Origin of the sequence: Arthrobacter sp. DNA4 (genome assembly GCF_024362385.1) — a bacterium.
Taxonomy (GTDB): Bacteria; Actinomycetota; Actinomycetes; order Actinomycetales; family Micrococcaceae; genus Arthrobacter.
This window is the reverse complement of the sequence record NZ_CP101466.1, coordinates 4,137,471-4,151,887: the sequence shown is the minus strand read 5'-3', so window position 1 is coordinate 4,151,887 and position 14,417 is coordinate 4,137,471. Positions and strand designations below refer to the sequence as shown.

Annotated in this window: 12 protein-coding genes and 1 pseudogene; 4 read left to right on the top strand and 9 right to left on the bottom strand. The window is 67.9% G+C overall.

Features of this window, described 5'->3' with window-relative positions; translation table 11 throughout:
* The first annotated feature begins 46 nt into the window (after positions 1 to 46).
* The gene (gene cls, locus NMQ03_RS19240) at positions 47 to 1,519 is read left to right on the top strand and encodes a cardiolipin synthase (protein ID WP_255175674.1); all 1,473 of its coding nucleotides are present in this window, start codon (positions 47 to 49) and stop codon (positions 1,517 to 1,519) included.
* Between the two features lie 48 nt (positions 1,520 to 1,567).
* Here cls and NMQ03_RS19235 read toward each other — a convergent pair whose 3' ends face one another.
* The 7 genes from NMQ03_RS19235 to NMQ03_RS19205 all read right to left on the bottom strand — a co-directional run bounded on the left by NMQ03_RS19235 (position 1,568) and on the right by NMQ03_RS19205 (position 8,479).
* Positions 1,568 to 2,833 carry a multidrug effflux MFS transporter gene (locus NMQ03_RS19235; protein ID WP_255173533.1) on the bottom strand — a complete coding sequence of 422 codons (1,266 nt, stop codon included), beginning with the start codon at positions 2,831 to 2,833 and terminating at the stop codon, positions 1,568 to 1,570.
* A gap of 145 nt (positions 2,834 to 2,978) precedes the next feature.
* Positions 2,979 to 5,099 (bottom strand): aminodeoxychorismate synthase component I, encoded by a 2,121-nt coding sequence (gene pabB / locus NMQ03_RS19230; protein ID WP_255173532.1) that lies wholly within the window; start codon positions 5,097 to 5,099, stop codon positions 2,979 to 2,981.
* Positions 5,100 to 5,132: 33 nt separating this feature from the next.
* A complete protein-coding gene (locus NMQ03_RS19225) occupies positions 5,133 to 5,684 on the bottom strand; it encodes a DUF2231 domain-containing protein (RefSeq protein ID WP_255173531.1) in 552 nt (183 codons plus the stop codon).
* Positions 5,685 to 5,756: 72 nt separating this feature from the next.
* Entirely contained in the window at positions 5,757 to 6,290 is a 534-nt protein-coding gene (locus tag NMQ03_RS19220) for a low molecular weight protein-tyrosine-phosphatase (RefSeq protein ID WP_255173530.1), read from the bottom strand.
* A 138-nt stretch (positions 6,291 to 6,428) separates the two neighbouring features.
* Entirely contained in the window at positions 6,429 to 7,052 is a 624-nt protein-coding gene (locus tag NMQ03_RS19215; RefSeq protein ID WP_255173529.1) for a LysE family transporter, read from the bottom strand.
* Positions 7,053 to 7,130: 78 nt separating this feature from the next.
* Positions 7,131 to 7,949, bottom strand: a complete 819-nt coding sequence (locus tag NMQ03_RS19210; RefSeq protein ID WP_255173528.1) for a methyltransferase domain-containing protein — start codon at positions 7,947 to 7,949, stop codon at positions 7,131 to 7,133.
* Positions 7,950 to 7,978: 29 nt separating this feature from the next.
* A complete protein-coding gene (locus tag NMQ03_RS19205; protein WP_255173527.1) occupies positions 7,979 to 8,479 on the bottom strand; it encodes a MarR family winged helix-turn-helix transcriptional regulator in 501 nt (166 codons plus the stop codon).
* Positions 8,480 to 8,681: 202 nt separating this feature from the next.
* On the opposite strand from NMQ03_RS19205, the gene NMQ03_RS19200 reads away from it, so the two are divergent.
* Positions 8,682 to 10,883, top strand: a complete 2,202-nt coding sequence (locus NMQ03_RS19200; protein ID WP_255173526.1) for an efflux RND transporter permease subunit — start codon at positions 8,682 to 8,684, stop codon at positions 10,881 to 10,883.
* Positions 10,884 to 10,902: 19 nt separating this feature from the next.
* Here NMQ03_RS19200 and NMQ03_RS19195 read toward each other — a convergent pair.
* A pseudogene (locus tag NMQ03_RS19195) lies at positions 10,903 to 11,830 on the bottom strand (NAD-dependent epimerase/dehydratase family protein).
* Positions 11,831 to 11,955: 125 nt separating this feature from the next.
* Between NMQ03_RS19195 and NMQ03_RS19190 the strand changes: the two are divergent.
* Both NMQ03_RS19190 and NMQ03_RS19185 read left to right on the top strand, forming a co-directional pair.
* Positions 11,956 to 12,702, top strand: a complete 747-nt coding sequence (locus NMQ03_RS19190) for a TetR/AcrR family transcriptional regulator (protein ID WP_255173525.1) — start codon at positions 11,956 to 11,958, stop codon at positions 12,700 to 12,702.
* A 94-nt stretch (positions 12,703 to 12,796) separates the two neighbouring features.
* On the top strand, positions 12,797 to 13,093 hold the full coding sequence (locus tag NMQ03_RS19185; protein ID WP_255173524.1) for a hypothetical protein: 297 nt from the start codon (positions 12,797 to 12,799) through the stop codon (positions 13,091 to 13,093).
* A gap of 18 nt (positions 13,094 to 13,111) precedes the next feature.
* Here NMQ03_RS19185 and NMQ03_RS19180 read toward each other — a convergent pair whose 3' ends face one another.
* Positions 13,112 to 14,359: an MFS transporter gene (locus tag NMQ03_RS19180; protein WP_255173523.1), complete on the bottom strand. Its 1,248-nt coding sequence runs from the start codon at positions 14,357 to 14,359 to the stop codon at positions 13,112 to 13,114.
* Positions 14,360 to 14,417: the final 58 nt, after the last annotated feature.

Here is a 14,417-nt window from a genome sequence, read left to right as displayed (position 1 = left end):
GGAAGCCGTCCTCCGGAGCCCAATCTCCCCGGGGGTTTTAGACGTGTTGTGGCCTTTTTCGCTTGCCGGCACCGCGCCCACATGGGTGGTGGTGCTCCTGGGCTTCGCCGACCTGGCCATCAGGATCCTTGCGCTGGGCATCATCCCCGGCAACCGGCGCCCCACCACCGCCATGGCCTGGCTGCTGGGTATCTTCTTCATTCCGTTCGTGGGCATCGTCCTGTTCCTGCTGTTCGGCAATTTCCGCTTGTCCAGCCGCCGGTGGGCACAGCAGCAGCTGGTCAACGAACGCGTGCAGGCAGGCATCACCGCACTCTCGGATGTGGAAAGTGACTACCCCGGCCCTGAGTGGGTGAAGTCCGCCGCTGAGCTCAACCGCACCCTGGGCTCGCTGCCCATGGTGGACGGAAACTCTGTTGACCTGATCCCTGGCTATCCGGATTCCATCCTGGAAATGACCAAGGCCGTGCGGAAGGCGAAAAAGTTCGTCAACGCCGAGTTCTACATCATGAGTTCGGACCACGTCACCAACGACCTGCTCACCGCCATGGAAGAGGCCGCCGAACGGGGAGTGGAGGTGCGGCTCCTGTTCGACCACATCGGAACGCTGCGCATCAAGGGGTACAGGAAGCTGCTCAACCGTCTCCGCGCTGGCAAGATCCAGTGGAAGCGCATGCTGCCGCTGCTGCCCATCCACGGTCAGTGGCGCCGCCCGGACCTGCGCAACCACCGCAAAATCCTGGTGGTGGACGGCGAAGTCGCCTTCACGGGCTCGCAGAACCTGATCGAACCCTCCTACAACAACCCGCGGCACCGCAAGGCAGGCCGCGAATGGGTGGAACTGATGGCGTGCCTGCGCGGCCCCATCGTGACCACCCTGAACGTCGTCTTCGCCACCGACTGGCTGACCGAGACCGACGAATCCCTGGAACACCAGCTGCAGCTCCCGTCGAACCCCGAACCCGGCCACGTCACGGCCCAGGTGGTGCCCAGCGGCCCCGGCTTCATCACGGAGAACAACCTCCGGCTCTTCAACACGCTCATCTATTCGGCCCAACACCGCATCTCCATTTGCAGCCCCTACTTCGTTCCGGACGACTCCCTGCTCTACGCCATCACCACCGCGGCCCAGCGAGGCGTGGACGTGGAACTGTTCGTCTCGGAGAAGGGGGACCAGTTCCTGGTCCACCATGCCCAGCGGTCCTACTATGAGGCGCTCCTGGAAGCCGGGGTCCGGATCTACCTGTACAAGGCCCCGTTCGTGCTCCACGCCAAGCACTTCACCATCGACGATGAGGTAGCCGTCCTGGGGTCCAGCAACATGGACATGCGGTCCTTCTCGCTGAACCTGGAGGTGTCAGTGATGCTGCTGGGTGAGGACATCGTGAACAAGATGCGGGCGGTGGAGGATACCTACCGGGACATCTCCCATGAGCTCAAGCTGGCGGACTGGCTCAACCGGCCGCTCGCTGCCCGGTACGTGGACAACGTTGCCCGGCTGACGGCCACTGTTCAGTAACCCTGCCAACAGCGGCGGGCTCCGCACTTCGCTGGCCCAGCGAATCAGTCAGTCCGCACTGACCCGCTGCCCGTCGTCGTGCCCGGCGTGCTCAGGCCAGCCGCCCTTGCGGTAGGCAGGGGTTCCCAGGGCCAGCACGAGCACCGCCACGGTGCAGCTGCCAATCATGACGCTGACCATCGACAGGGAATTCCCGCCCAGGAGTCCAACCAGGGGGCTCACCAGTCCGGCGACCCCGGACTGCAGGGCTCCGATGACAGCCGCCGCCGTTCCCGCCATGTGGCCGTAGTTGTGCAGCGCGAGCACTGAGGCGTTGGCCGGGATCATGCCCTGGGCTGACAGGACCAGCCACAGGCCGGCCACCAGGCCCACCGCGCCGCCGGCACCCGTGGCCACCACGCCGAGCAGCACCAGGGCCAGGCTCAACTGGACCAGGAGGGCGGTGCGCAGGAGGCGGACGGGCGGGAACTTCCGGACCAGGGCGGCGTTGAGCTGGGCCGAAAGGACAAGCGCGGCGCCGTTCAGGGCGAACACGAGGGCGAACTGCTGGGCGGTGAGGCCGTACTCGTTTTGGAAGACGAAGGGCGAACCCACCACGTAACTCATGATCAGGGCCAGCCCCAGTCCGGGGATGACGGCCAGCGCCATGAAGTGCCTGTCCCGCAGCAGCACCCAGTAGGCGGCCGCCACGTGCCGCGGGTGGCCCGGGCTGCGGCTGTCCCCGGGCAGCGTTTCCGGCATGAACTTCCAGACAATTGCCACCAGGACCACGCCGATGAGCGCCAGTGCATAGAAGACGGCGCGCCAGTTCCAGAGCCCGGCGATGGCCTGGCCCACAGTGGGGGCCAGGAGCGGAGCCACACCGATGACCAGCATCAGCCGCGACAGCAGCCGGGCGGCGGCGGAGCCGACGAAGCGGTCGCGGATCACCGCGAGTGCCACCACGGCAGCGGCGGCGTTGAAGAAGCCCTGCAGCACTCGCAGCCCTGTCAGCGTTTCGATGTTCGGCGTCAGGGAACACAGCAGCGAGATGGCTACGTGCAGCGAGATGCCGATGAGCAGCGGAAGCCGCCGGCCGAACCGGTCCGAGAACGGACCGATCACCAGCTGGCCGATTCCGCCGCCCACCAGGGTTCCGGACAACGTCAGCTGGACAGCGGTCTGGGTGGTGTGGAGGTCGGCCTCGACGGCGGGCAGCGAGGGCAGGTACATGTCCGTGGTGAGGGCGGGGAGCGCGGCCAGGGCGCCAAGCATGAGAACGTACTTGACGCTGCGCGGTGCCTTGCTGTTCTGGGGAGGGGACGGTTCCGTCACGCGGCATACCTAACTTGTGTTGAAGCACCCAGGGATGGGTCCGCCGCCTGGCTTGGGCGGTTCAGCTAGGTCAGGGGCGTACCCCCGGGGGCGTCTTCCTAAACGGGCGTCCGCGGAGTGGATGCCCCACCGCCCGGGTTCAGCGTCAGTCTTCGGGGAAAGCGGCGCCCAAGGTGGAGAGCACCCCGTAGGCCTTGGTCCGGATTTCGTCGTATTCGTCGTCCGGAACGGAATCCGAAGTGATGGCACCGCCGACGCCGAGCGAGAGTTCAGCCGTTCCGTCGCCGGCTGTGCTGATCACCAATGTCCTGATGGCGACGGCGAGGTCGGCCGCCGCGTTGAGTGAGAAGTAGCCGATGGCCCCCGAGTACAGCCCGCGCGGCCCTGCCTCCAGCTGGTCCAGGATGGCCATGGTGCTGATCTTGGGGGCGCCGGTCATGGAGCCTGCCGGGAAGCACGCAGCGACTGCCTCGGCCCGCGGTGCGCCCGGGAGGAGTCGGGCGTCAATGGTGCTGACCATCTGGTGGACGGTGGCATAGCTCTCGATCGCGCAGAGCCGGCTGACCGTCACGGAACCGGGCTCCGCGAAATGGCTGAGGTCGTTGCGCAGCAGGTCCACGATCATGATGTTCTCGGCCCTGTCCTTCAGGGACGTGGCCAGGTCCTCGCGCAACCGCTTGTCCTCCTGAGCGTCAGCAGCACGGCGCCGGGTTCCCTTGATCGGTTCGGCGCGCATGCCGCCGTCGGACGCGATCTTCAGGAACCGCTCGGGCGAGGTGCTGGCCACGGCAAGGTTTCCCAGCCGGAGGTAGCTGGCAAACGGGGCCGGGTTCCTCCGGCGCAGCGCCAGGTAGGTGGTCCATGGATCCACCGACGTTGCCTGCACCCTGGCTTCGAGCGTGGTGGTCAGGCAAACCTCATACGTGTTTCCCTGGGCGATCTGGTGCTGGGCCGCGGTGATCTTCTCCCGGTACCGCGCACCCGTGTCCCGGCTGCGGAAGGACGGGGCTGTGGAAGGCGCGACGCCGGTGCTGCCGCCGGCTTGCGCTGCCCGGCTATCCGCCGGCGGCCGTGCCCCGCTGTTGGCGGCTTCCACTGCTGCCCTGGCCTGCGCCAGCCACTCCACGGAGTCGGGGGCCTCCAGAGCCAGGAGCCAGGCGGCGCCTTCGGCATGGTCCAGGACCACGGCCCGACCGGCGAAGATCAGGGCAGCGTCCGGGGTGGGCGCGGACAGGTCGCTGCCGCCCGTTTCACGCTTCAGCTCGTAACCCAGGCAGCCGAGCCAGCCCAGGGTGAAATCACAGGGATAGCCGTCCGGGGTGCGTACGGCACGGCGGCCCCAGACGGTGTCCAGCCAACGGAAGAAGGGGCCGGGGACCTTGGCAGTGGAGGAGCCCGTGCTGATCAGGCTCACCCCCGAACGGTGCGTCACGAACTGTCCGAAGGTGCCGGCGTCGTCCGCCATGATGCTGAACCTGCTGCGCTCCGCAGCAGTCCGGGCCGCCGGGTCTTCGCTGTTTTCTCCAGGGCCGGCCTGTCCGGTGCCGCCCAGGGCGGTGTCAGCGTTGGAGGAATCCAGCCAAACGGCATTGGCCGACCGTCCGTACAGCGACTGAAACAGTGCCGGTGCGTCCGGGAGGGCGTCAAGTCGCTCGGCATGGAGCCGCAGGCCGCGGCGTGCGGACAGTTCCGGGGCCAAGGCAGGCGCCAGGGCCGGCAGGCAGGGGAGGAGCTTCAGGAGGTCCGCCGGAGCTGACCCGTCAGCGAGGTTCTGGACGCGAAGGTCTGCGTGGGCGGGGACGTCGTCCCGGCCCAGCCACTCTTCTTCCTGCGCGGCCCACTGGTCCCAGTACGGCTCGTAGGTTTCACCGTCGCGGCCCAAAGCCCGGGTCCGGCGGACGTCGTCCGGAGACTCGGCCCAGATGACGGCGCCAAGCATGGGCCGGGCAGCCTCCGCGGCGGCCCCCACTCCCTCCACGATGACGATCTCCGCGGGCAGCGTGACCCGGGCGTCGCCGTCGTAATGGTTCTCCCAGTCCCAGCTGGTCCAGGTGGCGGCCTCGCCACGGCTCAGCGGCGCGAGGACCGTGCTGACATAGCGCTCCACGCCTGCCGCCAGCCCATCCCACCCCGGGTAGATGTCCTCAAGGTGGAAAAGGGACACCTTGTGATGGGCGCGGAGCCGGGCCGCGAGTTCGACGGCGAGGGTGGTCTTCCCTGCGCCGGAGCGCCCGTCGACGGCGATGATGACGGGGGCTGGGCTCATGGACTAGAGCGTACCGTTTTCCGTTGGCCGCTTTCATCCATGAATGACGCGCTGCCGTGAGGCGTGACGGCCGCTGCTGAGGTGGCCGCCCAGGAACCCGCTCACCAGCAGCAGGACGGCCCCCGCCCGCGCCAGCCGCACACCCCGCCGGTGGTTGCCGCGGGACCGGGCCCGCCAGGAGGCGACGAACACCAGGGTGGCTGCCGCGTTGGCGGCGGCGTGCACAATCCCGACGCGCTTCAGGGCGCGGTCCTTGCCGGACCAGGTTGCCCAGCCGGACAGGGCGGTGGGAACGGCGGTGATGACGCCGAGGGCCACCAGCCGCTGGGCGGAGCGGCGGGACGCCTGGTCATCAAAGAAATCCAGGAACACCGCCGACCACCAGGCGCCAAAGGGGGCGTCGGTAAGGATGGTGTGCAGCGGAATGCCCGTGGTGTCGCCGCGGACCAGGCTGGCGATGTTGGGCTGCGCCATGAGGCGGGACGCCAGCGGTTCTGCGGCCCTGACGGCAGCGTCCAGGGGTTTTGCTTCCTCAAGGGTGCCAAGGAGCCGGGTGTACCTGCCGGTGCTGGGTGCGGCGTGCATGCAGCACAAAATACTCCAGGCGCTGCCGGATTGCACCATGTTTTCCTGCGCCGTTATTGCGCCTGGAAGCTGCTAGTGCGGCTGAAGCTGCGTGTTCTGCAGGACCGCTGCCTTGATGTGCTGGACCAGGCCCGGCAGCGCCGTGTGGATCTGGTGCCAGACGGCGTCGAAATCCGCATGCCCGCCGTACCAGGGGTCCTCGATGCCCTGCTCCAGCCGGTCCCTCCCGGCCATGGCGGGATCGAAGCTGCGGAGCATCCGGATCTTGTCCACGGACTCCTGGTCCGGTGCGGCTTCGCTGAGCCAGGCGTAGTGGTCAATGTCCAGGGCCAGGATCAGGTCGCGCTCGCGGAACCACTCCGGCGCCCACTCCCGGGCCACGTGGCGTTCCGATGCCAGTTGCGTCACGGCGAGGCGGCGTGCGGCGCGGGGATCGATGGGCCGGCCGGCCTCGTATCCGGTGGTGCCTGCGGAATCCACCTCCACCAGCCCCTCCAGGCCCTCGCGTTCGAGCGCTGCCTGGAGCATGAGCTCGGCCATGGGGGACCGGCAGATGTTACCCGTGCAGACAGTGATGACGCGGTATGCGCTCGACGTTGAGGTCATGGAACTAAGCATGCGCGCTTCCCATCACCTTTGGCTAGCCGCCTGTTCACAAAGATTTACGGGCTTGTAAAGAAGCATTACTGGGCTTGAAAAGGGTACCTGCACATTGGCGTAAAGCGCCGTCGCGAACCAGTCCCGTCAGTGGATCAGGGCCAGCAGGATGCCCACCCCCACGAACAGGGCGCCGAACACCCTGCTGAGGACCAGCTGGCCCCGTTCCGTGCTGGTGAAGCGCTGGAATGACCTGGCGGCGGCGGCAAAGAAGAACCACATCACCAAAATATCGATGACCACAATGGTGGCCGTCAGCACCGCGTACTGGGTGAACAAAGGCTGTTCCGGCCGGATGAACTGGGGGGTGAAGGCCAGGAAGAACACGATGGCCTTCGGGTTCAGCAGGTTGACCCAAAAGCCGCGCCTGAAGATGGACCAGGCGGGTTCGTTCCGGAGGGCAGCGGCCTGCTCCTGTGCCATCGTGGGCTTGCTGAGGAACTGGCGGATGCCCAGGTACACCAGGTAGGCCGCGCCCGCGTAGCGGATCACGTTGAAGGCAAGGGGAGAGCTGGCCACCAGCACGCCAACGCCGAGGGCGACAATCAGGACATGCACGACCAGCGCCGCCTGCTGGCCCAGAATTCCCCAAATGGACCGGCGGAACCCCGCATTCAGCGAGTTGCTCATGGTGTTGATGGCCCCGGCGCCCGGGGTGAAGCTGATCAGGGCGCCGGCACCCGCAAGGGCCAGCCACAGGGAAAATTGCACTACACAATCTTACGGGGGCAAAGGCCTGTCTTTCCGTCAGCCGCAGGGGCCGGCGGGCCAGGGCTGGGGCAATGCAACCTAGGCCCGCGCGATGACCTCACCGTTCGGGATCAGGAACCAGCCGTCGTCCGTGGAGCCCCAGCGGTGCCAGCCCGCTGAGATCCGGGCGAGGTCGGCCGCGTTGGCGAATCCGTACTCCAGCGCCTGCTCGGCGAAGGCGGAATGGAGCACCCGCTCACCCCAGACGCGTGCCTGCCAGCGGCGCTGCTGCGCCGTGGCGTAAAGCCAGTTGCTGCTGGTGGGGGCGACGTCGGTGAATCCCGCAGACTGGGCCCAGCTGACCAGCCGCCGCCCGGCGTCGGGCTCTGCTCCATTGCGCCGGGCAATCCGCTGGTAAAGGTCCATCCACTCGTCCAGTTCCGGGATCTCCGGGTACCAGCTCATGCCGTGAAAGTCTGCGTCCCGGACGGCCACGATGCCGCCGGGTTTGGCGACGCGGCGCATCTCGCGCAATGCCTCGACGGGGTCTGTGAGGTGCTGGAGCACCTGGTGGGCGTGGACGACGTCGAACGTTTCGTCGGCGAAGTCCACGTCGTAGATGTTGCCTGCCACAAATTCGATGTTGGGCACTTCCCGCTCGACGGCGAGGGCCTGGGCCTGTGCCACGATGTCCGGCGAACGGTCCAGGCCGGTGACTTTGCCGGGGTTGACCAGGGCTGCGAAGTCGCAGGTGATGGTGCCCGGCCCACACCCGACGTCGAGTAGGGTGGATCCCGGTGTGAGGTGGGGGAGGACGAACGCGGCCGAATTTTCGGCAGTCCTGGCGGCGTGGGCGCGGACTACGGACTCGTGGTGGCCATGCGTGTAGACGTCGTCTTCAGGCTGCTGGTCGCTCATAACCAAACGCTACCCCTTGGGAGCGGAGGCTACCCGGATTCTGTCCTTGCCGCCACGGTGGCATCGATCATCGCCGTCATGAAGCGGGTGACGGTATCCAGTTCCTCTTCAGTAAACCCGGCCATGGCACTGCCCATGCGCTGCGCCAGCGGGGCGAAGATGGCGCCGCCCTCCTGGAAGGCCTTGGGGGTCATCTTCAGCTGGACCTGCCGCCGGTCCGTGCTGTGCCGCTCCCTGACCACGTGCCCGGAGTTGTCCAGCCGGTCGATCAGTGCCGTGGTGGCGGGGGAGCTCAGGTTGAGTTCCTTCCGCAGCAGCCCGGGCGTGACCACGTTGCCCCTGGCGGTGTGGCGCATGATCACGGCGAGTGCGTTCATGTCCGTACGGTGCATGTCCTTGCGGTCCCCGGCGGCATCCACGTACCGGTTCGCCTCGATGGTGAACTCCTGCAGGATCCGGAGCAGCGGGTGGCCGAACTGCGGGCCCGCCTGTTCGAAGGGGGATGGCTGGGGGGCGTCTGTTTCTGCCATCTCCACCTCCCTTGTCTTTGCTCCCGGCCCATTTCCTGCGCCGGCGTCCTGACGGATATTACTCCAGCGGCGGGCATCGACGGCTGCCGCCGCTGCCAGTCGGGGCCAATCACCAAAAAAGCTTGACTGGCACTTATCTCTGTTATGGAGATAATCTATGCTGGAACAAATACTACTCCCCACGCTCACCATGGAAGGCATCATGAAACGCACAAAAGTTGGCAGGGAACGCGTTCCGTTCTGGCTGCGCTGGCTGGTACCCGTTGTCCTGGTGCTGACGTGGCTGGGACTGGCCGGGGTCGGCGGACCCACCTTCGGCCGCCTGGAGGAGGTCTCCTCCAACGACCAGGCATCCTTCCTGCCCGCCAGCGCCGAAGCCACGGAGGCGCAGGACTGGCAGGCGAAGTTCCGCGACTCCGATGAGGTTCCCGGCATCATCGTCATCGAGCAGGACGGGGCCTTCACGCCCCAGCAGCTCGGGGAGCTGGCCACCCTGAAGACCGGCCTGGAGAACCTCAAGCTGGGCAGCACTGTCATTGGCCCGATTCCGTCCAAGGACGCCAAGGCCGTCCAGTTCGTGGTTCCCATTGGGTCCTCGGACGAAATCAAGGACGCCGTCAAGGAACTCCGCAGTACGGTGGAAGAGGCGGCGCCGGACGGTGCCCGGACCTTCGTGACCGGTCCGGCAGGCCTCGCGGCAGACCTGACGGCGGCCTTCGGCGGCATTGACGGCATTCTCCTGCTCGTGGCCCTCTCCGCCGTGTTTGTGATCCTCCTGATCGTCTACCGGTCCCTGCTGCTGCCCATCATGGTGCTGCTGACATCCGTGTTTGCCCTGTGTGCGGCCATCCTGCTGGTCTTCGGCATGGCGAAGGCGGGCTGGATCCAGCTCAACGGACAAAGCCAGGGCATCCTCTCCATCCTGGTGATCGGTGCCGCCACCGACTACGCCCTGCTCTTCGTGGCCCGCTTCCGCGAGGCCCTTACCCACACCACCAACCGCACGGCCGCCGTCCTGACCGCCTGGAAGGCGTCCTTCGAGCCCATCCTGGCTTCCGGCGCCACCGTAATCATCGCGCTCCTGTGCCTGCTCTTCTCCGACCTGAACTCCAACAAGGCCCTGGGCCCGGTGGCCGCCGCAGGCATCCTCTGTGCCCTGTTCGCCGCACTGACCCTGCTGCCCGCCCTGATGGCACTGCTCGGCCGCGCCGCGTTCTGGCCGTTCCGCCCCAAGCTCCTCCCCGCAGACCAGCGTGAACCCGAACTGGTCACCGGACTGGAGGGCCAGAAGGGCCTGTGGCGGGCCACCGGGTCGCTCGTTTCGCGGCGACCCAGGACCGTCTGGGTCGCCTCGGTCCTCCTGCTCCTCGTGGCCGCGGGCGGACTGTTCCAGCTGAAAGCCAACGGCGTGCCGCAGACGGACGTCATCCTCACCGCGTCCAACGCTGTGGACGGCCAGGACGCGTTGGCGCGCCACTTCGACGCCGGCAGCGGCAGCCCCGCCGTCGTGGTTGCCGACCAGGGCAAAGCCGCGGAGGTGCTGGACAAGGTGAAAGCCGACGACGGCGTGGGCGAGGCTTACCTGCTGGGCCGCGGCAGCGTGCCCGTCACCGGAGCCCCGGGCGCTCCCACCGCACCGGACGTCCGGGACGGGAAGGTCCTCATCAACGCCACGCTGAAGAACGCCGCGGACTCGCTGGAAGCGGAGGAGACCATCAAGGCCCTGCGCACCGAGGTGAAGGCCGTTGATCCCGGCGCCCTGGTAGGTGGCGTGACTGCCACCGCCCTGGACACCAACACCACCGCCCAGCGCGACCTGCTGGTCATCATCCCGGTGGTCCTGTTGGTGATCCTCTTCATCCTGATGCTGCTGCTGCGCTCCATCGTGGCCCCGGTCCTGCTGGTGCTCTCCGTGGTGCTCTCCTACGCGGCCGCACTGGGAGTCTCGGCCTTCGTGTTCAACAACCTCTTCGGTTTCCCGGGAGCCGACGCCACCGTTCCACTGTTCGGCTTCGTCTTCCTGGTGGCCCTGGGCGTGGACTACAACATCTTCCTGATGAGCCGCGTCCGCGAGGAATCGCTCAAGCACACCACCCGGCCCGGCATCCTGCGCGGCCTGGTGGTGACCGGCGGCGTCATTACCTCGGCCGGCGTGGTGCTGGCCGCAACGTTCGCCGCCCTTGGCGTCATCCCCATCATGTTCCTGGTGCAGCTGGCCTTCATCGTGGCGTTCGGTGTCCTGCTCGATACCGTGCTGGTGCGCTCGCTGCTGGTGCCGGCCCTGGCCTACGACATCGGGCCGAAGATCTGGTGGCCCAGCAAGCTGGGGCGGACCGATGGCCGGGACGCCGTGCAGCCCCGGGAGCCCGGCGTCGAGCCCCGGGAAGAGGTTCCCGCCCGCTAGCCCCCGCGTTCCGCCCGGCCTAACGCTGCTGCCGCCACCACTCCACGGTGGCGGCAGCAGCCGTTTCCAGCGGCGTGTGGCTGACTCCAAGCGCTGCCTCGGAAGCTGCGGAGTCCATGATGAAGGGCTGCTCAAACTGGTACAGCATCTCCGCCAGCTCGCGGGCTCCGGCTGAAACCAGTGCCGCCGCCCGGAGTGTCCAGCCGGGAAGGGCGCGCACCTTCGGGGCGGGCCGTCCCGCCGCCGCAGCGAAGGCCGCAGCAAGTTCCTTTTGCGTGCGCGCCGGCCCCGTCGGGGCATGCCAGACGGCGTTCCAGGCGGACGGTTGGTCAGCGGCCGCGATCATGGCGCTTACCAGGTCGGGTACGTAGGTGAATGAGTGCGGCTGGCTGGCGCTTCCCATCACGCTGACGTTCCTTCCGGCAAGGACCGGCGCCACCATGCGCTCGCCGGCGTGCGCCATCCGGACGCGCGGTCCAAAGAAGTCGCTACCACCACGCTTACCGTGGGCGTGGCTGAGGCCTCGCGGGCCTGCAGCAGTGCCGTCCGGACGCCGCGCTTGCCCCCGGTGGCCCGGCGCGGGCGGCCTCGGTGATCACGCGGTCCGGCTCGCTGTAGGAGTAGAGGCTTTCAGGGAAGACGACGACGGCGCCCACCTCCTGCGCGGCGCTGAGCACTGCCTGCTCGGCGGCAGGCAGCTCTGCCCGCCAGGCCGCCGCGGTGTACGCCGATCCGTGGATGCAATGAAAGACGGCGTTGGCGCCGGCAAGAGTGTCCCCCAGGACCGCAGGATCCTTCGCGTCCCCCTGGATCCGCTCGATGAGCGGGTGGTCCGGTCCGCTGCCCGACCGGGTCAGGACGCGCACCTGCCGTCCCCGGTCAGCCAATTGTTCCGCTACCGTCCAGCCCACGGGTCCCGCCCCGGTCACAACAAATACGTCAGGCACGTCTGTCTCCCTTTCAGTAAATGAGAGCAGTGCTCTCGAAAGCAAGAATGCGCGTCCAGGATGGCAAAGTCAAGAGCGGTGCTCTCTTTAGCTCCCCGCGCTCTCGTTTGTGGCATGCTGGGGTCATGGATGATGCCCGCGGAACAACCGCCAACCAGGCCCGGCCCCTGACGCCCCGGCAGCGCGCGCGGTCGCAGACCGTGGCGGACATTATCCGGCTGGGCAGGCGGCACCTGGCCACCGACGGCGCGGCCGCCCTCTCCCTGCGGGCCGTGGCAAGGGATCTGGGAGTGGTGTCCTCCGCCGTTTACCGCTATGTGGAGAGCCGGGACGAACTGCTCACGCTGCTGCTTATCGATGCCTTCGGCGAACTGGGGGATGAGGTGGACGCGGCCGTTGCGGCGGCGCCGGAGGGCGACCATCTTGGCCGGTTCCTGGCCCTGGGGGGAGCCGTCAGGGCGTGGGCGCTGCGCGAGCCTGCCAGCTATGCGCTTCTGTTCGGCAGCCCGGTTCCCGGCTACAACGCCCCGGCCGAGCGCACCACGGGCCCCGGCACGCGCGTCATCGTCAGCCTCATCGGCATCCTGGACGCCGCCTCCCGGGCGGGGCAGTTGGCGGTTGCGGGACCATCCCCGCAGCTTCCGCCCACCCTGGCCGCGGACCTGGAGGCCATCCGCCGGGAATTCGGGCTGGCCATTCCGGACGAGCTGGTGGCGCGGGGCGTTTTGGTGTGGAGCTCCCTGTTTGGTGCCGTCAGCTTCGAAGTGTTCAACCAGTACGGGCCGGACACCTTCCGGGCACCGCATGAACTCTTCGACCATCACCTCGCCGTCCTGGCAGGGACCGCGGGGCTGCCGGTGCAGCCCTCCTGACGGGGGGCGGTTCAAGGCCTGTTGGTGCGCCCGCCCCGTCGATAGACTGCCAGTGCGCCCGGACGGACGCGGAGCCTCAAAGGAGAGATGCACCATGACTGAGAATCCTGAAGTTGCAGCCGAGGAGCCCCGCAAGGGCGGCAGCGCACCCGGTCTGGAGGGGGAAGGCGGCCAGTACGTGGACGGCGACTATGGCGACGCCGGCACTCTCAACGAGCCCGACCGTGACGTTTCGGATGGCGAATACGAGGAAGGCGACTACGGCGACGCCGGCACCACCGGAGGCGCCCGGACGGAGCGCGCCGTCCGCGAGGGCCTCACCGACGGCCAGGTCCAGGCGACCGATGAGGAGCGCGGACCGCTCCATGGGCGCCCCGACTCCAGCCGGTAGGCACCCGCAAGGGTCCCCTTACCCGACGGCGTCCGCCGCTACCAGGCCGTCCTCGTTGGTGGGTTGGGCGTCCTTGCTGCGGGCGCGGCTGATGGCTGCCACCGCAGCCAGGACCGTCACCAGGCTGCCATAGGCGTAGGTGGTGACCGGGAGGGACAGGATGGGGGCAAGCAGGCCTGCCAGCACTGCCGGAACGCCGAAGGCCGTGTAGGCCACGACGAAGAGCGAGGCAAAAGTCCCGGCGCGTTCATGATCCTCCACCAGGGGGCTGATGGACCGGATGACGCCCATGAAGGCAGTGCCGAAACCGGCGCCTGCCACCACCACAGCGGCCAGGAACAGGCCAAACGAATCCAGGCCGAGGGCCAGCAGCGACAGTGCGGTCCCCACGGCCAGCGCCGTGGTGCCGAAAATGGTGATGGTGCGGGCTCCAAAGCGGTGCAGGAAGGCCGCCGACGCGGCTCCTGTCCCCGCCAGGATGGTGATCACCATGCCCTGCCACAGATGCTCCCGGATGCCGAAAGTGGTGTGCACGATCGCGGCGCCAAGGGAGAGGTACAGCCCGCCCGTGGCCCAGCCGGCAAAAACGGCCGGGGCGCCGGTGAGGAATGCGCGGCGTGCGACCGGCGGCAGGGTCAGGTGCGGCTTGAGTGAAGCCGCCGCCCCGGCCGTGCGGGGTGAGGTTTCCGGGCAGGCCCACACCAGTGCGGCGAACGCCACGTACAGGACCGAGAGCGAGACGAACACCAGCACGCGGGGCTCCGCGAGGAGGTCCAGCAGCAGGCCCGATGCCAGCGCGCCCAGGGCCAGGCCGCCCAAGGGTGCCACCGTGTTCCAGGCGGCGCTGGAGCCCGGGTCATCCTCCGGTTCCAGATCGGCGATGGCCGCGGAGAGCGTGGTGAGGAGGATGCCGCTGGCCACCCCCTGGAGGACGCGGGCCGCCAGCAGCATCGCCAGCGAATCGGCTGCCAGGAAGGTCACGACGCTGCCGGCGAGCAGGAGGAATGCCGCGCTGATGACCGGGCGGCGGCCGAGGTGGTCGGAGATGGAACCGAAGACCAGCAGGGCCGCCAGGAGGGCCACGGCGTAGACGGCGAAGATCCCGGTGGTGGCCACCGGCAGCAGGTGCAGCTGCTCCTGCAGGGTGGGGTAGAACGGGGACGGCGCGCTGGCTCCGGCCATCATCGCTGCCGTGGCAGCCGCGATCAGGGCAAAGCCCAGCCGCCGGCGTGCCTCTTGGGGCCGGACTGCGGGTGAGTGCGTCACAACATGCCGCCTTCTGCATTGGGGGTGTGGTTGGTTCGAAAATAATCGAAACCTCAGA